The organism is Aureimonas sp. AU12 (assembly GCF_001463705.1).
GTDB lineage: Bacteria > Pseudomonadota > Alphaproteobacteria > Rhizobiales > Rhizobiaceae > Aureimonas.
In genome coordinates, this window is sequence record NZ_BBWH01000039.1 from 44258 (window position 1) to 65832 (window position 21575).

Below are 21575 nucleotides of genomic sequence, written 5' to 3' on the forward strand. Positions count from 1 at the left end.
CTTCGGTATCGTTCTTGGCGGGCGTCGGTGCGCCGGCCTCGTTACTTCGCAGACGCCGCTTCGCCCTGTCAAACCGGGTTTTCGCGCTTTCGTTGCAGCCGCCCAAGGCTCTCTCGCCCTGCGATCGTGCGATCATCCACCCTTATCGCAACGGCGAAGGCGCGAAGGGTTTGGAAACGAGGCGGAATTATGCCTATCTCTTCGCAAGGGCAGCGAGAAACGTGCCCGGAGCCAAGCATCTGGGGAGAGAGCGGATGGCCCGCAACACCGAAACCACCGTCATCAAGAAGTACGCCAACCGCCGCCTCTACAACACCGGCACGTCCATGTACGTGACGCTCGAAAACCTCGCCGCCATGGTCAAGGGCAACGAGGACTTCGTCGTGCAGGACGCCAAGACCGGCGAGGACATCACCCATGCGGTGCTGACGCAGATCATCTTCGAGCAGGAGAACAAGGGTGGGCAGAACCTGATGCCCATCACCTTCCTGCGCCAGCTGATCCGCTTCTACGGCGACCAGATGCAGATGGTGATTCCCGCCTATCTCGAAAGCTCGATGACCGCCTTCTCGCGCGAGCAGGAGACGTTTCGCGGCGCACCGACGGCGACGCACAACCCGCTGCAGCTTGTGGAGGCGCAGGTGCGCCGCAACACCGAACTGTTCCGCGAGGCGATGGGCATGTTCAACCCGTTCGTCGCCAACGCGATGGGTGCCTCGGATACCGGCGCCAAGCGCCCGGCGGGAGCGACGCCGCCCAAGCCCGCCGATCCCGACGATCTCGCCGCCATGCGTGATCAGCTCGCCGAGATGCAGAAGCGCTTGGAAGCTCTCGACGCGAAGAAGAGCTGACAGCGCGTCACCACGGTATCCGATCACAACGAAAAGGCCGGGCGCTCGCGCACCCGGCCTCCTTCCTATCGGAGATCGACGTCGCTACAAGCGCGCCGACGGCCTGAAATCAGGCGCTTTCCTTGACGGTGAGGATCTGCTTGCCCCGATACATGCCGGTCTTCAGGTCGATGTGGTGCGGGCGGCGCAGTTCGCCGGAGTTCTTGTCCTCGATGTAGGTCGGCGCGGACAGGGCGTCGGCCGAGCGGCGCATGCCGCGCTTCGAGGGGGAAGTCTTTCGCTTGGGGACGGCCATGGGGCTCTCCGTTCGGGTGTCGGCGGCGTCTCGCCCGAAGGCGCGAAGCCGCGTCGCAGCTGTTATCGGCTCTGGCCAGCCGCAGGGGTTCGCGAAAGGCCGATCCCGATCATGCAACGAACAGCCGATCCTCGTCGGATCGATCCTGCCTGTCGCGAGAGCGGGAAATCGCGTGAGCCCATAGCAAACCCACCCCCCTTTGGAAAGGCCCGCGCCGGAATTTCTCCCGCGCGGACCCCTCCGGCGCATCACCCCACGCAGCCCGCATAGTCGGCGGAGGCCCGCGCCCGCGCCTCGATGACGCCTGCCAGCCGGCTCAGCCCGCGCGAGGGATTGGCGGGGTCGCGCGTGCGCGGCGAGGGCAACGACACCGCCAGGAGCGCGGCCTGGCGCGGCGTCAGCTGGGCGGGGCTCTTGTTGAAGTAGAATCGCGAGGCCGCGCCGATGCCGTAGATCCCGTCGCCCCATTCGGCGACGTTCAGGTAGATCTCCATCGTGCGGTTCTTGCGCCAGATGAGGTCGGCATAGAGCGCCAGCGGCAGCTCCAGTCCCTTGCGCAGGAAGGACCGCCCGTTCCAGAGGAACAGGTTCTTCACCGTCTGCATCGGGATGGTCGAGGCGCCCCGCCCCGCCTCCCCCTCGTTCACCGCCTGGTCCACCACCGTGCCCAGCGCATCCCAGTCGACGCCGCCGTGGAAACAGTACTGGCCGTCCTCCGACATCATCACCGAGCGCACGAGCACCGGGGCGACGTCCGCGAGCGGGGTCCACTCGCGGTCGTAGGGCTGGAACGAGAAATGCTCGGCGAGCATCAGGGTCGAGATCGGCTTGACGCCGGGGATCGCGTAGATCGGCACGAGCACGAGGGGAATCGCCACGATCGCCACGAGGACGAACAGCACTCCGTAGATCAGGCGTCGGGTCATCGGCGTCGGGCGGTCCACGAAGGCGGGAGAATCGGTACGATTCGTTCGCCCGGATGCGGGTCCGGGCGGCGTCGAGGCCTCCCTCATAGCAAAGGGCGGGAAAGCGGGGCAACGACGCTAAGCTCGGCGGGCGCCGAAGCGGCCGTACATCCCATGCGCCAAAGGGCTTGCTCCCGTGCGGCCGGGCGGGCAGACACGGGGTGGGGTTGGTAAGGCGCGGCGGGATCGGCGCGGGGACTGAAGGACGGCATGGCATGAGCGAGACCGGGACCGCGTTCGACGAGGCGCTGCGGACCTCAGCCCAGCGCATGGAGCAGGTGCTGGGCGAAGCGCTCGGCGCCGAAGCGCCGCTGATGGCGGGAACCCCGGAGCGGCTTCTGGCCGCGATGCGCCACGGCGCGCTCGATGGGGGCAAGCGGCTGCGGCCCTTTCTGGTGGAGGCCAGCGCCGCCCTGTTCGGCGCCGATGCGGCCCGAGCCGCGCCGGTCGCCGCGGCGCTCGAATGCATCCACTGCTACTCGCTCGTCCACGACGACCTGCCGGCGATGGACGACGACGACCTGCGCCGCGGGCGCCCCACCGTCCACCGCGCCTTCGACGAGGCGACGGCGATCCTCGCCGGCGACGCGCTGCTGACGCTGGCCTTCGGGCTCGTCGCGGACGCCGAGGCGATCGACGCGCGTGCCCGCCTCTCGCTCATCGCGCTCCTGTCGCGCGAGAGCGGCGCGGCCGGCATGGTCGGCGGACAGGCGCTCGATCTCGAAGCCGAACGCCAGGCACTGGGTGAGCCCGAGATCCGGCGCATGCAGGCGATGAAGACGGGCGCCCTCATCGCGTTCGCCGCCGAGGCGGGCGCGATCCTCGCGGGCGCGCCGGACGAGGACCGCCGGCGACTGCGCCGGTTCGGCGAGATCATCGGCCTCGCCTTCCAGCTGGCCGACGACCTTCTCGACGAGACCGCCGATGCCGCGACCCTCGGCAAGGCGGCCGGCAAGGACGCCGCGCGCGGCAAGAAGACCCTCCCCGCCCTCCATGGCCAGGACTGGACGCGCACTGAACTCGCCCGGCTGGTGGCCGAGGCCGAAGCCCTGCTCGCGCCCTACGGAGCCCAAGCCGAGACGCTGAAGGCAACGGCGCGGTTCGTGGCCTTCCGCGATCGGTAGAGGGTGGTGACGCGCGACCGGATCCGCTCGTTCCGGTCAGGGGCTGCGAACGAGCCGCGGATCGTACAGCCACCGTCGCACCTTGCGCACGCCGATGCGCCTGGCGTCGGGATGCGACGGGTTCACGAGGGCGTTCTGCTCCTCGGGCACGATGACCGAAGGGACCAGAAGCAACGCGGTGCGGTTCGCGGCGACCCAGTTCGTGCCGAAAGACGCGCTGACCCGTCCCGCCGGCTCGGCATCCCAGCCGATGCCGAGCGTCGCAGAATCGGCGATTTCGGCGGCATCCCAGACGTCGTCGGGAACCTCGATCTCGACGAGATAGCGATTGAGCGGAAGGCCGCCGGCATTGAGGTGAACGATGGTCTCGAGGCAGGCCAACGCGCGGCTGCTGGCGGCATAGACCATCGCGGTGCCGACCTCGTTCCATCGACCGCCCGAAAGTCTGGCACCCGTGCCGGACATGTCGTCGGCCTCATAGATTCGGGTATCGGTCCCGATCCGCCAGAGCCATCGGCTCACGCATAGGCTCCGCTCTCGATCTGGGCAAGCGCTCGCGAGACGAGAGCCTGTCCCTCCATCGTGTCCAAGAGATCCATCGGCTTGCCGCCACCGAAGGCGGGCAGCGGCTCGCGCAGCCACCGGGACAACCATTCCCGGGCGTCGAACCCTTCGCCATCGCCGGACGCCTCCATCATCGCCTCGATCTGCCCCACCAGCTTGGCAAGGCCGACCACGCGCTCGCTGTCCTCCGGCGACAGCCGCTCGTCCCGGGCCGCCTTCTTGTTGACCGTCGCGGTCTTGAGATTGAGCGCGTCGAACATCACCCGTTGATCGAGATGGAATTCGATGACGAAATTTTTGACCTTGCGGGCGGAGACCCCGGCCTTGATGACGCCGATGCGATCGAGCGGCGACGCCCTGTAGAGTTCGACATAGGCAAACGCTGCCGTATCGGGGCCATCGGCCGTGATACGCTTGGCAGTGATTTCGACCATGGCTCTGCTCCTTTGAGCAAAGATGTAGCGCAAAAGAGCAGCCGGTCAAAGCCGCCCCGTGTCAGGCAAGTCTCAGTTGCGCATCACCACGCAGTCGCCGCCGGCCGCGCGGTACTTCGTGCAGAAGCTGTTGGCCTGTCCGCGCGAGTCGGCGCCGATGCGCACGGCGGTGATGCGGCGGGGGCCGGAGATCGGGCGGGTGCGCATGACGATGGGCTCGACGCCGCCGAGGACGCCGGGATAGCGGTCCTGCAGCTTGCGATAGAGGCGCACCGCGATCGCCTCGTTCGGATGGCCGGCCACCTGCACGCCCCAGGGGCGCATCGGCGCGGACTCGGCGACCGCGAAGACGGCGCGCGTCGAGAGCACCGGCAGCTTGCGACAGGCGCTCGCGAAATCGAGATCCTTCACCAGCGGCAGGACCTCGGCCTCGCGCCGCTCGTCGCGAAACCAGGCCGCCGGCTGCGCGGTGATCGAGAGGACGTAGTCTTCGGTCTCGTAGGGCAGGCGCCCGCCCGCGTTCATCCAGCGCTTCACCCGGTTGATCCCGCCATTGTAGGCCGCCGCCGCCAGGCCCCAGGAGCCGAGTTCGGAGCGAAGGTCGCGCAGGTAGGTGGCGGAGTGGTAGATCGCCTGTGTCTTGTCGTAGGGGTCGGCGAGACCGCGCTCCTTGGCCGTATAGGGCATGAACTGGGCGATGCCCTGCGCACCCACCGGCGAGCGCGCGCCCTCGTCGAAGCGCGATTCCTTCCAGATCAGCCGCGCGAAGAATTCCGGGGGCATGCCGACCTTGCCGGCGTTCTCGGCGATGAGATCGCAGATCGCGCTGACGCGCGGATCGGCGGCCTTTTCGGGCTGCTCAGCACGAGCCGGCAGGGCGACGAGGCCAGCGAGTGCGACCAGCCCCACTTTGAAACAGCGCGCCCGCCGGCGGCGCTCGCCCGCGCTCATGCGCCCGCCCTCACTCGGCGGCAGCGATGGAGGCGACAGCGGTCGCGGGACGCCCGAAGCGGCGCTCGATATAGGCGAGCACCATCTCATGGAAATCCTCGGCGATCCGGGCCCCGCGCAGCGTCGCGACCTTCGTGCCGTCCATGTAGACGGGCGCCGAGGGCACCTCGGCGGTGCCGGGCAGCGAGATGCCGATATCGGCGTGCTTGGATTCGCCGGGACCGTTGACGATGCAGCCCATCACCGCGACCGTCAGCGCCTCGACGCCGGGATAGCGCTCGCGCCAGACCGGCATGTTGGTGCGGATGTCGGTCTGGATCGTCTCGGCGAGCTGCTGGAAGAGGGTCGATGTGGTGCGCCCGCAGCCGGGGCAGGCCGCGACGATCGGGATGAACTGGCGGAAGCCCATCGTCTGCAGGATCTCCTGCGCGACCTGCACCTCCTTCGTGCGGTCGCCGCCGGGCTCGGGCGTCAGCGAGACGCGGATCGTGTCGCCGATCCCTTCCTGCAGGAGGATGCCCATCGCGGCAGACGACGCGACGATGCCCTTCGAGCCCATGCCGGCCTCGGTCAGGCCGAGATGGATGCAATGGTCGGTGCGGCGCGAGAGGTCGCGGTAGACGGCGATGAGATCCTGGACGTTCGAGACCTTGGCTGAGAGGATGATCCGATCGCGCGCGAGGCCCGTCTCCTCGGCGAGCTCGGCCGAGAGCAGCGCCGACTGAACGATCGCCTCGCGCATCACCGCGCGGGCCGGCAGCGGGTTCGACAGGAGCGAATTCTGGTCCATCAGCCGCGTCAGCAGGTCCTGATCGAGCGAGCCCCAGTTGACGCCGATGCGCACCGGCTTGTCGTGCCGGATCGCCATCTCGACGATCTCGACGAACTGGCGGTCCTTCTTGTCCTTGAAGCCGACATTGCCGGGATTGATGCGGTACTTGGCGAGCGCGGCAGCGCAGTCGGGATAGTCGGCCAGGAGCTTGTGGCCGATATAATGGAAATCGCCGACGAGCGGCACGGTCACGCCGAGCCGATCCAGACGCTCGCGGATGCGCGGCACGGCGGCGGCCGACTCGTTGCGGTCGACGGTGATGCGCACGATCTCAGAGCCGGCGCGGGCGAGTTCCGCCACCTGCCGCACCGTGCCGTCGACATCGGCCGTATCGGTGTTCGTCATCGACTGCACCACCACCGGCGCCGTGCCGCCGACGAGAACCCCGCCGACATCGACCGACACGGTGCCGCGACGCGGCAGCGGATCGACGAGAACGGGTTCGATCGGAGCTTGCAGGGTCATCGGTTCGGGTCCGGTTGGGCGAGACGTTGGCGGGCAGGCAAATGGGGGCAGGCGTCTGGGCGAGGTCTATCCTGCCCCGCGTCCTTGTCAACGAAGACGAGGGAGGAGCTGCTCGAACGATCCATTGAAGCGTCGCAACTTGTCGCGAGCATGACGGCGGCGACTTGATTGCGCGCGCTCGCCCTGCCAATCGGCGGCGTCCAGAGTTTTTCGAACCCGGAGGTCCCTTGCCGATCGGTCCCGCCTTCGCCCTCTTCCTTCTCCTGATGCTCGTCGCGCTGCTTCCGGTCTGGCCGTGGTCGCGCGGCTGGAGCTACCGGCCGGCGATGAGCTTCGCGATCGCCTTCACGGTGGTCATCCTCGGATGGGTGACGCTGCTCATCTGAGCGCTGCGACGAAATGTGGCATCTTTGGGGAACCGTGTGGTGTCCTTACCGTTTTGGCGGCGAAGGAACGCGTTCACACCGGAGTTACATCGATGTCCATCGGCACCATTCTTCTGATCGTCCTTATCCTCCTTCTCATCGGCGCGTTGCCCTCTTGGGGCCACTCGCGCTCCTGGGGATACGGGCCGAGCGGCATCCTGGGCTTCCTGCTCGTAGTCGTGCTGATCCTGTTCCTCATGGGCCGCATCTAGCAGGCCAGCAGGCGGCGGATCAGTCCGCCGCCTGCTGGCCTTGCTTGTGGCCTTGCTTGGCGTGGCGGCGGATCAGTCCGCCGCCACGCGGGCCGGGCTTGCGGTCGCCTCCGCAGCGGCCCGATCCGCCCCGCGCATCAGGCCGGAGAGCAGGAAGATCAGGACGAGACAGGCGCACAGCGCCAGGAAGACCGGCGGGAAGCCGAAATGCTCGGCGAAGAAGCCGATCGCCGAGGGCGCGATGAGAATGCCGCTGTAGCCGATCGTCGTGGCGATCGAGATGGCGATGCCGGGCTTCAGGCCCTCGATGTTGCCGGCCGCCGAGAAGGCGATGGGCACGAGGTTGGAGAGGCCGACGCCGAGGATGGCGAACCCCAGGAGCGCCAGCGGCAGGCCGGGCGCCAGCGCCACCACCAGAAGCCCCGCGATGCCGAACCCGACGGAGACACGCACGGTGGCCACCGCACCCAGCCGGTCGCGGATCCCGTCGCCGAAGAAGCGGAACAGCGCCATCGTCGCCGAGAAGGCCGCGAAGGCGAAGCCCGAACTCACGACGTCGGCGCCGAGATCCTGCCGCAGGTAGATCGCGCTCCAGTCGATCGTCGCGCCTTCCGGCACCATGCCGAACAGCGCGCAGGCGCCGATCGCGACCGCCGCCAGCACCGCCGTCCGCCGGCCGCCGAGCGCAAGCGCCGCGTGCCCGCCGCCGACCTGCGGCACGGCGCCCGTCGGGGCGTCGCCGTGGTCCTCGCGCAGCGCCCGTGAGATCGGGACGAGCGCCACGAGCACCACCGCCCCGACGATCGCCGTGTGCCAGACCGAGCCGACGAGTGCGATGAGCGGCCCGCCGATGGCGGCCCCCGCAAAGCCGCCGATCGACCAGAAGCCGTGGCAGGACGACATCATCGCCTTCGGAAGGCGGCGCTCCACCGCGACGGCGTTGGCGTTCATCGCCACGTCCATGCCGCCCATCGTCATGCCGAAGAAGAACACAGCGGCCGCCGCCAGCGCCGGGCTCGGCGAGAGGGCGAGCGCCAGCAGCGCGAAGGCCAGGAGCGCCTGACAGAGAAGCACCGGCCGGCGCGAACCGAAGCGCGAGATCGCGGCGCCGACGATCGGCATCGCCACCACCGCGCCGACGCCCAGCGCGAGGATGAGGAGACCGAGCCGGCTTTCCGTCAATCCCAGACGCTCGGCCTGCACCGGCACCTGCGGCGTCCAGTTGCCGAGCACGAAGCCGTTGACGAGGAAGGCGAGCGAGACGGCGATGCGGCTCGGCGGAAACGAGGTCGGGGCGGCCATGGGGAATCGGCTTTCGAAGGTCTGGAAGAACGCGGCGGACGGCGTCAGCGCGGCAGGGGCACGCGCACGATGTCGGTTCCGGCATGAGCGAGAGCGCCGAGCAGCGTCTCGTCGCCGCCGGCATCGGTGACGAGGCGGGTGAGGCCGGCAACGGGCAGGACGGCAAAGGGCGCGGCGGTGCCGAGCTTGTCGCGCGTGGCGACCACCATGACGGCCCCGGCGGCGGCCGCGACGCGCCGCTTGAACTCGGCCTCGTCCTGGCTGAAGGCGGTGATCCCCGCGCGGGCATCGATGCCGCAGGCGCCGAGGATCATCAGGTCGGCGCGAAACCCCTCGGCGTCGCTGACGGCGCGAGCGCCGAGGCACGCGCCGATCACGGGATCGTAGCGCCCGCCGACGAGGACGGTCTCGACGCCGGCGCGCGGGATGATGGCCATCGCGATGGCCGGCGCATTCGTCACCACCGTGAACCGTCCGCCGCTAGGCAGCGCGGCGGCGACGGCGGCGTTGGTGGAGCCGGCGTCGATGAAGATCGTCATTCCGCCGGTGAGGAAGCCGGCGGCGGCCCTGGCGAGCGCGCGCTTGGCGTCGCCGTCCTGCCCCTGGCGCTGAACGAGCGTGCCCGTGCTCGGCGCCACGGGCAACGCGCCGCCATAGACGCGCTCGCAGAGGCCGGCGGCGGCCATTTCGCGCAGGTCCCGGCGCACGGTGTCCTCGGAGACGCGGAACTCGCGGGCGAGCGCTGCGGCGACGACGCGCCCGTCCGCGGCGAGCCGGTCGCGGATGACGTCCTGTCTCTGGCGCGTCAGGAGGAGATCGGACATGGCCCCGCCGGTTGTCATTCGAATCTGCACGTTCATGCACGATTTGACGGCGGAGATCAACGGAACGTTGAAGGTCAGGCGCGGTCGCGTGTACCCGCCGCGACGTCCGCGCCCGGCCCGGCTCAACGCTCCTTGAGGTAGGCGTACCAGTAGGCGATGCCGATCGAGGCGCCGCCGAGGATGTTGCCGATCGTGACGAACAGGAGGTTCCAGAGGAGACCACCGAGCGTGATGCTCGGGAAGTCCGCCGCGCTGTGGGCGATGCCGGTCCAGAACTCCGGCGCGGCGAAAGCCTTGATGAAGAGGGCGATCGGAATGATCGACATGTTGGCGATCGAGTGCTCGAAGCCGGCGGCGACGAAGGCGGCGACCGGTAACAGGAGCGCGGCGATCTTGCCGGGCACGGTGCGGGCGGCCTGCGTCACCCAGATCGCCAGGCACACCAGCATGTTGGCGAGGATGCCGCCGGCCAGCAACGCCACCCAGCCCTTGCCGGTCTTCGTCGCCGCGATCTCCAGGGCGCTGAGGCCGACCGCGCCCTCCCCCGGCAGATGCCCGCCCGCCGCCACGAAGAGCGCTGCGATCAGCAGCGCGCCGAGAAGGTTGCCGCCGTAGACGAGCGCCCAGAAGCGCCACATGGTTCCGGCGTCCAGCGTGTCGCGGACCCGGTTGATGACGAGCATCGTGTCGCCGGTGAAGAGTTCGGCGCCGGCCACCACCACGAGCACGAGGCCGACCGCGAAGCTGGCCCCCGCCAGAAGATGCCCCGGCCCGGAAAACCCTCCGCCGCCGGCCGAGGTCACGATGTAGAGGATCGAGCCGAAGGCGATGTACGCGCCCGCGAGGATGGCCAGAAGCAGCACGTCGCCGGCCGGCTTCTTCACCTTGCCGGAGAGATAGTCGAGGGCGATCTTCGCCGCCTCGGCAGGCGCGGCATCCTTGACGATCACGCTGGGTGGCGCGGTCTTGCCCTCGGTCTCGCTCGCCATCCCTCAAAGCTCCCTTGTGCACCGGGCGCCCGTTCGGGCGCGTCAGAGCAGGAAGATGGGGCGAGATCCCAAGGCGACGAGCCTGCCGGCCACAAGGGCCGGCCGGGACCGTTCAGGGCGCGAAGATGACGAGGAGATCCTTGGCGTCGATCTGGTCGCCGGTCTTCACATGCACCGCCTCGATCGTGCCGTCGCGCTCGGCATGGAGCGCCGTCTCCATCTTCATCGCCTCGATGGAAAGGAGCACGTCGCCGGCCTTCACCGCCTGGCCCGCCGCCACCGCCAGCGTCGAGACGACGCCCGGCATCGGCGCGCCGACATGGCCGGCATTGCCGACCTCCGCCTTCGGGCGGGCCGCACCGGCACCCCCGGCCCGCGCCCGGTCGGGCACCTTCACGCGGCGCGGCTGGCCGTTCATCTCGAAGAAGACGGTGCGCATGCCCTGCGCGTCGGTCTCACCGAAGCCGAGGCACCGGATCACCAGCGTCTTGCCGCGCTCGATGTCGACGAGCACCTCCTCCTCGGTCTCCAGCCCGTAGAAGTAGTTCGGCGTCGGCAGGGTCGAGACGGGACCGTAGGTCTCGGCGGCGAAGGCGAAGTCGGTGAAGACCTTGGGATACATGAGATAGGAGGCGAACTCGGTGTCGGTGACGTCGCGCCCGAGCTTTTCCGTGATCCCCGCGCGCTCGGCTTCGAGGTCGGCCGCCGGGATCAGCGAGCCCGGCCGAACCGTGATCGGCGTTTCGCCCTTCAGGGCCTTGGCCTGCAGGCCCGCCGGCCAGCCGCCGGGGGGCTGGCCGAGATCGCCGCGCAGCATCGCCACCACGGAATCGGGGAAGGCGATGTCCTTGGCCGGGTTCTCGACGTCGGCGACGGTCAGGTCCTGCGCCACCATCATCAGCGCCATGTCGCCGACGACCTTCGAGGAGGGCGTCACCTTGACGATGTCGCCGAACATCCGGTTGGCGTCGGCATAGGTCTGCGCCACCTCGTGCCAGCGCGTGTCGAGGCCGAGCGAGCGCGCCTGCTCCTTCAGGTTGGTGAACTGGCCGCCGGGCATCTCGTGGAGATAGACCTCGGAGGCCGGGCCCTTGAGGTCGCTCTCGAAGGCGACATACTGATTGCGCACCGTCTCCCAATAGAAGGAAATGCGCCGGATCGCCGACTGGCTGAGGCCGGGATCACGCTCGGAGCCCCGCAGCGCCTCGTTGAGGGAACCGAGGCACGCCTGCGAGGTGTTGCCGGAAAACGCGTCCATCGCCGCGTCCACGGCGTCGACCCCGGCTTCCACGGCGGCGAGGATCGTCGCGGCCGCGATGCCGGACGTGTCGTGGGTGTGGAAATGGACGGGCAGGCCCACTTCCTCCTTCAGCGCCTTGACCAGCACGCGCGCCGCGGCAGGCTTCAGGAGGCCCGCCATGTCCTTGAGGCCGAGGATGTGGGCGCCCGCCCGCTCCATCTCCTTGGCCAGCGCCACGTAGTATTTCAGATCGTACTTGGGCCGCGCCGAGTCGAAGAGATCGCCGGTGTAGCAGATCGCCCCCTCGCAGAGCTTGCCCTCCTCAAGCACCGCGTCGATGGAGACGCGCATGTTCTCGGTCCAGTTGAGGCAGTCGAAGACGCGGAAGAGATCGACCCCGCCTTTCGCGGCCTCCGCGACGAAGCGCTTCACTACGTTGTCGGGATAGTTGGTGTAGCCGACGCCGTTGGAGCCGCGCAGCAGCATCTGGAGAAGGATGTTGGGTGCGCGCTCGCGCACCAGCGCCAGACGCTCCCAGGGGTCCTCGGTGAGGAAGCGCATGGCGACGTCGAACGTGGCGCCGCCCCAGCATTCGAGCGACAGGAGTTGCGGCAGGGCGCGGGCATAGGCGTCGGCGATGCCGGCGATATCGTGAGTGCGCACGCGGGTGGCCAGCAGCGACTGGTGGCCGTCGCGCATCGTCGTGTCGGTGACGAGCACGGCCTTCTCGGCCAGCATCCAGTCGGCAAAGCCCCGCGGGCCGAGCTCGTCGAGGCGCTGGCGCGATCCCGGCTGGATCGGGCCCTCGAAGACCGGCGCCATCGGGCGGCGCGCGTCGGCGGCCGGTCGCGGCCGGCTCTTCGTCTCGGGATGACCGTTGACGGTGACGTCGGCGAGATAAGTGAGGAGCTTGGTCGCGCGGTCGCGGCGCTTCACCTGCGCGAAGAGTTCCGGCGTCGTGTCGATGAAGCGCGTCGTGTAGCTGTTGTCGGCAAAGGCCGGATGCGTGATGATCGCTTCGAGGAAGGTCAGGTTCGTCGCCACGCCCCGGATGCGGAACTCGCGCAGCGCGCGGTGCATGCGCGCGATCGCCTCTTCCGGCGAGGGCGCCCAGGCCGTGATCTTTTCGAGCAGCGGGTCGTAGAAGCGGGTGATGATCGCGCCCGAATACGCCGTGCCGCCGTCGAGCCGGATGCCGAAGCCGGTGGCGCCGCGATAGGCGGTGATCCGCCCGTAGTCGGGAATGAAGTTCTGCTCGGGATCCTCGGTGGTGATGCGGCACTGCAGGGCATGGCCGTTGAGGCGGATGTCGGCCTGCGCCGGCACGCCCGATTCCGGCGTGCCGATCGCATGACCGTCGAGGATGTGGATCTGCGCCTTGACGATGTCGATGCCCGTCACCTGCTCGGTCACGGTGTGCTCGACCTGGATGCGCGGGTTCACCTCGATGAAGTAGAAGGAGCCGGTGTCGGCATCCATCAGGAACTCGACCGTGCCGGCGCCGACATAGTCCGTCGCCGAGCAGATCTTGCGCGCATAGGCCGCGAGTTCCCGGCGCTGCGCGTCGTTCAGGTAGGGTGCGGGGGCCCGTTCCACGACCTTCTGGTTGCGGCGCTGGATCGAGCAGTCGCGCTCGAAGAGATCGACCACGTTGCCGTGGGTGTCGCCGAGGATCTGCACCTCGACATGCCGGGCGCGCTCGACGAGCTTTTCCAGATAGACCTCGTCCTTGCCGAAGGCGGCCATCGCCTCGCGCTTGGCCTCGGTCACCTCGCGGGCGAGGTCCTCGGGCTTGCGGATGGCGCGCATGCCGCGCCCGCCCCCGCCCCAGGAGGCCTTCAGCATGATCGGATAGCCGACGGTCTCGGCGAGGCGACGAACCTCGTCCATGTCGTCGGGCAGCGGTTCGGTGGCGGGCACCACGGGCACGCCGACCTCGATCGCGAGATTGCGCGCGGCCACCTTGTTGCCGAGGCGGCGCATCGTGTCCGGCGAGGGGCCGATGAAGGTGATGCCGGCCTCGGCGCAGGCGTCGGCGAATTCGGGGCTCTCCGACAGGAGGCCGTAGCCGGGATGGATGGCGTCGGCGCCCGAGAGCTTGGCGACCCGGATCACCTCCTCGATCGACAGATAGCTCTCGATCGGCCCGAGGTCGCGCGCCAGATGGGCGCCGCGCCCGATCGGATAGCTCTCGTCGGCCTTGAAGCGGTGGAGGGCGTACTTGTCCTCTTCGGCCCAGATCGCGACGGTGGTGATGCCCAACTCGTTGGCCGCCCGGAACACCCGGATCGCGATCTCCGACCGGTTGGCGACCAGAATTTTGCGAATCGTCATGGCCGTTCTCCCGTACGCTGCACCGGGACGAGAGTGAACGCCAAGTTTCCGCGCGTTGCAATGCAGCACGAGCCGTCGATTGTATCGGGCGATAAACTCTTCATACTGGAATCATTCCAGCCTCTCGGAGGATCGTCCATGTGCCACCTCTTCTCGGGGATTCCCGTCAGCGAATACGAGGGCGAGACGCGCTCGGTGCGCCTGGGTGGTCACGCGACCTCGATCCGGCTCGAAGCCGTGTACTGGCGGGCTCTCGAAGAGCTGGCGCGCTCGCAGGGCATGTCGCTGCCGCGTTTCCTGACGGTTCTCTACGACGAGGTGCTGGATCTCCACGGCGAGGCCCGCAACTTCACCTCGCTCCTGCGCTGCGCCTGCCTGCAGCAGGCCGAGCGGCAGGGCGCCGTGGGTGCCCCGGTGCGGGTCGCCGCCTGATCGTGCCGACCTGAACCGAAGGCGCACCGAACCGCCGAGATGCGGCATTCGGTGCACCCCCTTGCGCCCCGACCGATCCCGCTTGGCTCCCGTCAGCCGCCGGCGGCCACCTGCGCCAGCAGTCCGGTGAAGACGGGCTGCGCCTTGCCGGGATGCTTCACCGCCTTGGCGGCCTCGAGATTGACGGGCGCGCCGACCTCGATGAGCGCCACCATGCCCATCCCGTAATGCGGTGTGCATTTCACGCCGTAGAGCCCCTCGGCCGGGACGGTCAGCGTGTAGGGCTTGTTGAAGTCGCCGCGAAACGGCGCGGCACCGTCCGGCATCATGCCCTTGATCCCCTCGACATTGTGGCCGGGCTGGGTCGGCACGAATGTGACGGTATCGCCCGGCGCGGCTTTCACGAAGTCCGGCTCGAAGACCATCGGCCCCTTGGCGCCGACATTGAGCATCTGCACCACGTGATCGGCGGCCTCGGCGGCCAATCCGGACCCGAAGAGCACGAGGGCGGCGAGAAGAGGTGTCTTGAGGGTCATCGAACGCTGTTCCGTGGGACTGACATGAAAGTGCGAGAAGCGGGCGCCGGAGGCACGTGCCAAGCGCATGGGGCGCCCCGCCGACATGGACGGGCAAGACCCGAGACCGCGAACGGGGAGGAGCCGGACGCGGTCTCGGCGCGACATCGGGGCGCGAAACCGCGCCTCCGGCGTCGCTGAGGCGAGCCGCCCGCGCCGGGCGGCTGCGACATGCAGGCGCTACAACTCGCCGCGCCCGATACGGCCGGCGATGTGGTCGGCCTGGCGCAGCGCCAAGGCGACGATCGTCAGCGTCGGGTTCTCGGCCGCGCCCGTGGTGAACTGCGAGCCGTCGGACACGAAGAGGTTGGGAATGTCGTGCGTCTGGCCGAAGCGGTTGACGACGCCGTCCTGTGCCCGCTCGCTCATCCGGTTGGTGCCCATGTTGTGGGTCGAGGGATAGGGCGGGGTCTGGATGGTGCGGATCGCGCCGACCGCATCGTACATGGCGGCGCCCTGCTTGTAGGCGTGATCGCGCATTGCCGTGTCGTTCTCGTGATCGTCGAAGTTGACGGAGGCGACGGGCATGCCGAAGGCGTCCTTCTCCTCGGCCAGCGTGATCCGGTTGTCCTCGCGCGGCATGTCCTCGCCGACGATCCACATGCCCGCGAGGTTCTTGTAGTTGTCGAGCGCGTCGGAGAAGTCGCGGCCCCATTTCAGCGGGTCGAGGAAGGCCGCCATGAAGGGCAGGCCGAGCGACAGCGTCTCGAACTCGTAGCCGCCGGCAAAGCCGCGGCTCGTGTCGTGGCGCGCCTCGTCGCGCACGATGCCGGCCATCGTCGTGCCCCGATACATGTGCACCGGCTTGTCGAAGAGGCCGTACACCGTGCCGGTCGTGTGGCGCATGTAATTGCGCCCCACCTGCCCGGAGGAGTTCGCGAGGCCGTCGGGGAACTTCGACGAATGCGAGTTGAGGAGGAGGCGCGGGCTCTCGATCGAATTGCCGGCCACCGCCACGGCGCGCGCCTTCTGGCGCTGCTCGACGCCGTCGGCATCCGCGTAGACGACGCCCGTCACCTTGCCCGAGTCGTCGTGCTCGATGCGCAGCACCTGACAGCTCGGCCGCACTTCCAGCTTCCCGGTCGCCTCGCCCTTGGGGATCTCGGCCACCAGCGTCGACCATTTGGCGCCGGACTTGCAGCCCTGGAAGCAGAAGCCGAGCTGCATGCACGAGCCGCGATCGTCGCGCGGCTCGGAGTTGATCGCCATGTTGCCGGTGTGGACTTCCTTGTAGCCGATCTTGCGGGCGCCGGCCTCCAGCACCTTGAAGTTGTTGTTGCCGGGCAGGCCGGGAATGCCGTTGGTGCGCGTCACGCCCATCCGCGTCTCCGCCTGCGCATACCAAGGCTCCATCTCCTTCAGGTCCACCGGCCAGTCGAGGAGGTTGGCGCCGGCCAACTCGCCATAATGGGTGCGCGTCTTGAACTCGTGCTCCTGGAAGCGCAGCGAGGCGCCCGCCCAGTGGACCGTGGAGCCGCCCACCGCCTTGACGATCCAGGCCGGCAGGTTCGGGAAGCTCTTGGTGATCGCCCAGGAGCCCGAGGTCATCCGCTTGTCGGTCCAGGCCAGCTGGGCGAAGCTGTCCCACTCGTCGTTGATGAAGTCCCAGGTCTCGTGCCGCTTGCCGGCCTCGAGGATGACGGTGTCGATGCCCTTGAGGGCGAGCTGCGAGCCGAGCGTTCCGCCGCCGGCGCCGGAGCCGACGATGACGAACACGCTGTCGTCGTTGAGATCGTAGGGTGCGGGCATGGTTGGAGTCCTCCCCGCCCGTCGGGGTCCGTCCTCGTCTTGTTTTGCGCGAGGTCTCGGCTTGCGGGCGCTTGATGGATGAAAGTTGGCGAGGCGTTCCGAACGGCTCAGACGAGCCAGTCGATGTCGTCGAAGCCGCGTTCGAGATAGCCGCCCTTGTCGAAGGACGAGCCCTCGTAGCCGAAGACCGGCCAGAGATCCTTCTGGTTGTAGAGCCCCACCACGAGATTGCCGCGCACCTTCTGGAAGAAGGGATCGGGCTCGATGGCCTTGAGCAGCGCCACCCGGTCGGCTTCCGCCTTCACCTGCGCATAGGGCACGCCGTGCGCCGCCGCCGCCGCCTTGTTCAACGCCGCCATCCCGGTTTCCAGGAGGTCGAGCTGGTCGGGCGAGCCGCGCGCCGCCTCGTCGATGATCTCGACCGCGGTGGCGTAGTGCTTGTCGGGGATCTGGTCGTGCGGGTAGCAGTCGCGCGACATCTGCACGAGCGAGGCGAAGGTCTCCGGCTTCGTCGCCTTCGGCATCTGCGCGAAGGCCTCGCCCACCACGAGGCCGCTCGGCAGGATGGACATCGCGACAAGGCCGGTCGCCGCGCCCTTGAGGAACCCGCGGCGGGACAGGCCGCCGACGGCTGGTTGCAGGACTGTCATGGTGCGTCTCGAGCCTCCCGTTCGAGGGGCTCGGCCGGTCCACGCCTCCCAGCGCCGGCCGCCCCCGGTTGTCGTTGCCGCGCGCCTAGCGGAACCGCCAGCTGCGCTCGAGAACCTCGATCTTGTAGCCGTCGGGGTCCTCGATGAAGAAGAAGCGGGCCCCGCCGCCGCCGGGGGCGTTCAGCACCTTGATGTCCTTTGGCGTCAGGCCGGCGGCGCGCAGCCGTGCATGCTCGGCCTCGAGATCGCCGACGGAGACCGCGAGATGGCCGTAGCCGCTGCCGAGGTCGTAGGGGCCGGACTGGCCCTTGTTGACGGTGAGTTCCAGCTCGAAGCCGCTCTCGGCGTTGCTCATGTAGATGAGGGTGAAATCGTCGAAGGCGATGCGGTCGGCGACCGCCAGCCCGAAGGCCATCTCATAGAAACCCACCGACCTCGTCTCGTCGAGAACCCGGATCATCGAATGAATGAGCTTGGCCACGCTGCTGGGCTTTCCCTTGCCGTCCGAGGAGGCCGTCCGGTGGACGCCCTCAGTCGATGTCACGAGCCTAGGACGGGCGAATTTACGGCGGGTAGTAGCATGATACGACACCGCCCCACGCCCTGATGCAGCGCAAACGAACGAGGCCCGCCGCGGGTGCGACGGGCCTCGTCATCGGCAGGAAATGCGAGGCGCTTCAGGCCTTGCGAAGGCGCAGGAAGCGATGGCGCGGCGCGTTCGCGGCCCGCGGAGCATCACCGCCGAGCGTCATCACGCCGCAGAAGCCGACGAGCGCCATGCCCGCCACCGCGATCGGATCGGGAACCTCGCCGAAGATCGCGGCGCCGAGCACCGCCGCCCAGACGATCTGGCTGTACTGGGTCGGCGCGATGCGGCTGGCCGGGGCGATGCGGGCCGCCATCACCATCGCGATATGACCGATGCCCGCGCACAGGCCGCCGACGACGAGGATCGGCCAATGCGCGGTGGTCGGCATCGTGAAGCTCGGGATCATCAGAAAGCCGTTCACCACGGTCGCGGCCACCAGCACCGCGCCGACCAGCGTCAGGCGTTTCTCCGTCGGCCCGAGCTGGCGCAGCAGAATGGCGGTGAGCGCGCCGGAAAAGGCGCAGGCGATGGCGGCTAGATGGCCGAGCGTCAGGGCGTTGAAGCCGGGGCGCACGACGAGCAGCACGCCGGCGAGCCCGCCGAACAGCGCCAGCCAGCGCGACAGGCCGACGACCTCCTTGAGGAAGGTGCTGGAGAGCACCGCGACGAAGACCGGCAGGAGGAAGATCAGCGAATAGGCCTCGGCCATCGGCAGATGGGTGAAGGCGTAGATGGCGCAGATGCCGCCGAACGTGCCCGTGCTCATACGGGCGAGGACGAGAAGCGGGCGCTTGGGCCGCGCGATCGAACGCCAGCTGTCCTCGGGCCGCTTGAGGAGCAGCGCCGGAGCGAGCGCGATGAGGGACATGAAGAAGCCAATCTCGAAGATCGGCAGCTGGCCGCCCAGCATCTTGCCGGCGGCGTCGGAACAGGAATAGGCGAGATATGCCAGGAAGGCGAGAAGGATACCGGTCTGCATCGCGGGCGACTTTTCATGGGGTATGGACAAGCCGGCATCGCGATCGGGCGATCGTTTGCTCCTTTCGGAGCGCGTCTTCGTGTGGAGGGCGGTCGGCGTGCGCACTATCGCGCAAATCGGTTGATAGAACCTTTAAGGCAGGCGGATCAATCGGCGCAAACCTCTGATTCCGATCATATTCTCTTACCGCCGACGCATCGGCGTGATCATGCTGCAGCGCGAGGAGATTGCGCCGAAATCATGGAATCGGATGTGGCGGGAATAAGAAAAACGTACTGATGCGGATGCGCCAATGGCGGGTGGTCTCAACGGCTGGACGGTCCGCGCGGTCCCGGGCTTGGGTGGAGCGCCAGCCCTTGTCAGGCGACATCGATGAACGGTCCGAACGGTCTTCCGCGCTGTTCCAAGTGGTCCTTGCGGTCGGTTCTTCACCTCGCCGTCTTTCCGTCTTCGCCCTGCTCGTCCTTCTGCCTCCTTGGCCAGCGGCTCTCCTCGGCCTCGTTGGCTCGGGGCGCTTCCACGGCCTTCCTTATCCGCCCCTTCCGCCTCAACCGCGCCCCTCAAACTCGCCATCCCGGGCCTGATCCGGGATCCATGCCCGAACTCAGGAAGAGCCAGAACCGGTTTACAGCACGCCTTCCCCCGCACAGTCGTCGAACGCCGTCCACCCTCGCGGCATGGATCCCGGGTCAAGCCCGGGATGACGATGCGGAAAAGAAAAGGCAGCGCGGCGAGGCACGAGGCAGCGAAGCGGTGAGCAAGACAAGGGCGAAACGCCCAAGCCTCGCTAAACGCTCGCGGCCACGATGGCCCTCCCGGCGCGCCCATCGCGCCCCCGCTCAATCCACCGGCAGCATCCGCCCTTCGCGGTCGGACACGAAGCACAGGTCGAGCAGCTTCTGGATCTCGGCGGCGCGCCGGAAATCCGGCTGGCCGTTGTCGCCGGTCATCATCGCCATGGCGAAGCGATGCTCGTTGCGCGGTGTCACCGGACATTCCACGCGGCTCCAGGTCGCCGTCTCGATGTCGGCGCCCAGACACACCTCCAGCCGCGAATCCAGCTGGTTCGACCAGATCCGCAACGCGCCCGTCTCGCCGTAGATGATGAGATGGAGATCGTTCAGATTGCCGGTGGCATAGCGGCTCATGTGGATGACGCCGAGCGCGCCGTTCTTCATCTCCACCGTCATCGCCACGCTGTCGTTGACGTCCAGCACGTATTCGCCGATCCGCCCGCCCTCGGCCTTGTCGAAGACCTTCATGCGCGCATGCAGCGCCGCGATGTCGAGGCCGGTGCCGAAGGTCGCGAAGTCGAGGATGTGGATGCCGATATCGCCGAGCACCCCCTTCGAACCATGGTCCGACGACAGGCGCCAGAGCCAACGCTCCTCGGTCCGCCAGTCGCCCCAGTGCTGCCCGGTGAGCCAGCTCTGCAGGTAGCTCGCCTCGAAATGGCGTATCGTGCCGATCTTGCCCTCGTCCACCATGCGTCGCGCCATCTGCAGCGCGTGGGCGTTGCGATAGGTGAGGTTGACCATGTTGACGAGCCCGTTGGCCTCGGCGGCCTCGGTCATCTCCAGCGCGTCGGGATAGTTCACCGCGAGCGGCTTCTCGCAGAAGACGGGTTTGCCCGCCGCCATCAGCTTCAGCGTCGTTGCCTTGTGGACGCCGTCCGGCGTCGAGTTCACGGCCGCGTCGAACTGCCCCCATTCGATGGCTTCGCCGAGATCGGCGAACGAGTCCGCAATCGAATGATCGGCGGCAAAGGTGCGGGCCCGCTCGATGTTGGTGTCCACCGCTGCGACGACGCGGCAGTTCGGGATGGCGGAGAAATGCTCGGCGTGGCGGTGGGCGATGCCCCCTGTTCCGAGAATGAGGATGCGAAGCTCCTTTGTCATCGCGTTTGGGGTCATTCCATCAGGGCTCATCGGTAACCGGCCTCGCCCGCCTTGTGCAGCGAGCCGCCCTTGCGTTCCAGCGGCTCGCGCGCCTTCTCGATGGGCACGTTCGGAGCGTTCGACACGTCCTTCCAGGGCTTCGCCGGGTTGTAGGCCCAGCGAACCGCGTTGCGCAGCACCGTCTGGATCTGCGGATCGTGGTAGATCGGGTAGGTCTCGTGGCCGGGCTCGAAATAGAAGATGCGGCCCGCGCCGCGCTGGTAGGTGAGGCCCGACCGGAACACCTCGCCGCCCTCGAACCAGGAGACGAACACCGTCTCCAGCGGCTCGGGCACGAGGAAGGGCTCGCCGTACATTTCGGAGTTCGGCAGCTCGATCGCCTTGTCGATGCCTTGCGTGATCGGGTGGCTGGGATTGATCAACCAGAGCCGCTCGCGCTCGCCCGCCTCGCGCCAGCGCAGCGAGCAGGGCGTTCCCATCATCCGCTTGAAGATCTTCGAGAAATGACCGGAATGCAGGACGATGAGGCCCATGCCCTCGTTCACCCGCTGCTGCACGCGGTCGACGATGGCGTCGGACACCTGCCCGTGCGCCTTGTGCCCCCACCAGAGAAGCACGTCGGTCTCGTCGAGCCGCGCCTGTGTCAGTCCGTGATCGGGTTCTTCCAGCGTCGCGGTGGTCGCCTCGATCCCGCTGTCTTCGCGCAGCGCCCGCGCGATCGTCTCGTGGATCGAGTCGGGATAGACCGCCTGGACGACGGCGTTCTCCTTCTCGTGGATGAACTCGTTCCAGACGACGGCGCGAATGGTCATCGAGGCTTCCTCCTGCCTGTCATGATGTCTCGTGTCGGAGAAAAGATAGGGCCGCGGCCGGCAACCTCCCGTGCCGGCCGCGGT

The 21575-nt window shown here is 68.1% G+C and carries 22 protein-coding genes; 5 read left to right on the top strand and 17 right to left on the bottom strand.

Translation table 11 applies throughout. The features are described 5' to 3' along the window. The first annotated feature begins 254 nt into the window (after positions 1–254). Positions 255–851 (top strand): polyhydroxyalkanoate synthesis repressor PhaR, encoded by a 597-nt coding sequence (gene phaR, locus AUL33_RS15475; RefSeq protein WP_062210056.1) that lies wholly within the window; start codon positions 255–257, stop codon positions 849–851. A 109-nt stretch (positions 852–960) separates the two neighbouring features. Here phaR and rpmF read toward each other — a convergent pair whose 3' ends face one another. Both rpmF and AUL33_RS15485 read right to left on the bottom strand, forming a co-directional pair. Continuing rightward, positions 961–1146 (bottom strand): 50S ribosomal protein L32, encoded by a 186-nt coding sequence (gene rpmF, locus AUL33_RS15480; RefSeq protein ID WP_062210059.1) that lies wholly within the window; start codon positions 1144–1146, stop codon positions 961–963. 248 nt (positions 1147–1394) lie between these two features. Further along, positions 1395–2072 (bottom strand): biosynthetic peptidoglycan transglycosylase, encoded by a 678-nt coding sequence (locus tag AUL33_RS15485; RefSeq protein WP_062210123.1) that lies wholly within the window; start codon positions 2070–2072, stop codon positions 1395–1397. 254 nt (positions 2073–2326) lie between these two features. Here AUL33_RS15485 and AUL33_RS15490 point away from each other — a divergent pair, with 254 nt between their 5' ends. Then, the gene (locus AUL33_RS15490; RefSeq protein WP_062210062.1) at positions 2327–3235 is read left to right on the top strand and encodes a polyprenyl synthetase family protein; all 909 of its coding nucleotides are present in this window, start codon (positions 2327–2329) and stop codon (positions 3233–3235) included. A gap of 36 nt (positions 3236–3271) precedes the next feature. Here the strand turns inward: AUL33_RS15490 and parT are convergent, their stop codons facing one another. The 4 genes from parT to ispG are packed head-to-tail and all read right to left on the bottom strand — an operon-like array spanning position 3272 to position 6481. Next, positions 3272–3757, bottom strand: coding sequence for a type II toxin-antitoxin system Prs ADP-ribosylating toxin ParT (gene parT, locus AUL33_RS15495; protein WP_082652637.1), 486 nt, complete (start codon positions 3755–3757; stop codon positions 3272–3274). Then, positions 3754–4266 carry an antitoxin Xre/MbcA/ParS toxin-binding domain-containing protein gene (locus AUL33_RS15500; RefSeq protein WP_244492272.1) on the bottom strand — a complete coding sequence of 171 codons (513 nt, stop codon included), beginning with the start codon at positions 4264–4266 and terminating at the stop codon, positions 3754–3756. The genes parT and AUL33_RS15500 overlap by 4 nt, the downstream gene beginning before the upstream one ends. Before the next feature lie 39 nt (positions 4267–4305). Further along, a complete protein-coding gene (locus tag AUL33_RS15505) occupies positions 4306–5184 on the bottom strand; it encodes a lytic transglycosylase domain-containing protein (RefSeq protein WP_062210068.1) in 879 nt (292 codons plus the stop codon). Positions 5185–5194: 10 nt separating this feature from the next. Next, positions 5195–6481, bottom strand: coding sequence for a flavodoxin-dependent (E)-4-hydroxy-3-methylbut-2-enyl-diphosphate synthase (gene ispG / locus AUL33_RS15510; RefSeq protein WP_062210070.1), 1287 nt, complete (start codon positions 6479–6481; stop codon positions 5195–5197). Positions 6482–6708: 227 nt separating this feature from the next. On the opposite strand from ispG, the gene AUL33_RS21700 reads away from it, so the two are divergent. Next, the gene (locus tag AUL33_RS21700; RefSeq protein WP_082652638.1) at positions 6709–6867 is read left to right on the top strand and encodes a DUF3309 family protein; all 159 of its coding nucleotides are present in this window, start codon (positions 6709–6711) and stop codon (positions 6865–6867) included. A gap of 92 nt (positions 6868–6959) precedes the next feature. Then, the gene (locus AUL33_RS21705) at positions 6960–7118 is read left to right on the top strand and encodes a DUF3309 family protein (protein WP_082652639.1); all 159 of its coding nucleotides are present in this window, start codon (positions 6960–6962) and stop codon (positions 7116–7118) included. Positions 7119–7190: 72 nt separating this feature from the next. Here the strand turns inward: AUL33_RS21705 and AUL33_RS15515 are convergent, their stop codons facing one another. The 4 genes from AUL33_RS15515 to pyc all read right to left on the bottom strand — a co-directional run bounded on the left by AUL33_RS15515 (position 7191) and on the right by pyc (position 13807). Beyond that, positions 7191–8420 carry an MFS transporter gene (locus tag AUL33_RS15515; RefSeq protein ID WP_062210071.1) on the bottom strand — a complete coding sequence of 410 codons (1230 nt, stop codon included), beginning with the start codon at positions 8418–8420 and terminating at the stop codon, positions 7191–7193. 44 nt (positions 8421–8464) lie between these two features. Next, a complete protein-coding gene (locus AUL33_RS15520; RefSeq protein WP_062210073.1) occupies positions 8465–9244 on the bottom strand; it encodes a DeoR/GlpR family DNA-binding transcription regulator in 780 nt (259 codons plus the stop codon). A gap of 122 nt (positions 9245–9366) precedes the next feature. Next, positions 9367–10233 carry a formate/nitrite transporter family protein gene (locus tag AUL33_RS15525; RefSeq protein ID WP_082652640.1) on the bottom strand — a complete coding sequence of 289 codons (867 nt, stop codon included), beginning with the start codon at positions 10231–10233 and terminating at the stop codon, positions 9367–9369. Positions 10234–10345: 112 nt separating this feature from the next. Further along, positions 10346–13807, bottom strand: coding sequence for a pyruvate carboxylase (pyc, locus tag AUL33_RS15530; RefSeq protein WP_062210075.1), 3462 nt, complete (start codon positions 13805–13807; stop codon positions 10346–10348). A 138-nt stretch (positions 13808–13945) separates the two neighbouring features. On the opposite strand from pyc, the gene AUL33_RS15535 reads away from it, so the two are divergent. Then, positions 13946–14239, top strand: coding sequence for a ribbon-helix-helix domain-containing protein (locus tag AUL33_RS15535; protein ID WP_062210077.1), 294 nt, complete (start codon positions 13946–13948; stop codon positions 14237–14239). Positions 14240–14331: 92 nt separating this feature from the next. Here AUL33_RS15535 and AUL33_RS15540 read toward each other — a convergent pair whose 3' ends face one another. The 7 genes from AUL33_RS15540 to AUL33_RS15570 all read right to left on the bottom strand — a co-directional run bounded on the left by AUL33_RS15540 (position 14332) and on the right by AUL33_RS15570 (position 21491). Then, positions 14332–14775, bottom strand: coding sequence for a pseudoazurin (locus AUL33_RS15540; RefSeq protein WP_062210079.1), 444 nt, complete (start codon positions 14773–14775; stop codon positions 14332–14334). 219 nt (positions 14776–14994) lie between these two features. After that, positions 14995–16563: a GMC family oxidoreductase gene (locus AUL33_RS15545; protein ID WP_062210081.1), complete on the bottom strand. Its 1569-nt coding sequence runs from the start codon at positions 16561–16563 to the stop codon at positions 14995–14997. 107 nt (positions 16564–16670) lie between these two features. Continuing rightward, positions 16671–17213 (bottom strand): gluconate 2-dehydrogenase subunit 3 family protein, encoded by a 543-nt coding sequence (locus AUL33_RS15550; protein ID WP_062210084.1) that lies wholly within the window; start codon positions 17211–17213, stop codon positions 16671–16673. Positions 17214–17298: 85 nt separating this feature from the next. Continuing rightward, on the bottom strand, positions 17299–17694 hold the full coding sequence (locus AUL33_RS15555; protein WP_062210087.1) for a VOC family protein: 396 nt from the start codon (positions 17692–17694) through the stop codon (positions 17299–17301). Between the two features lie 196 nt (positions 17695–17890). Then, positions 17891–18781 carry a DMT family transporter gene (locus AUL33_RS15560; protein WP_062210089.1) on the bottom strand — a complete coding sequence of 297 codons (891 nt, stop codon included), beginning with the start codon at positions 18779–18781 and terminating at the stop codon, positions 17891–17893. An 839-nt stretch (positions 18782–19620) separates the two neighbouring features. Beyond that, positions 19621–20679 carry a Gfo/Idh/MocA family protein gene (locus AUL33_RS15565; protein ID WP_062210092.1) on the bottom strand — a complete coding sequence of 353 codons (1059 nt, stop codon included), beginning with the start codon at positions 20677–20679 and terminating at the stop codon, positions 19621–19623. A gap of 26 nt (positions 20680–20705) precedes the next feature. Then, entirely contained in the window at positions 20706–21491 is a 786-nt protein-coding gene (locus AUL33_RS15570) for a ThuA domain-containing protein (RefSeq protein WP_062210094.1), read from the bottom strand. Between the last annotated feature and the right edge of the window lie 84 nt (positions 21492–21575).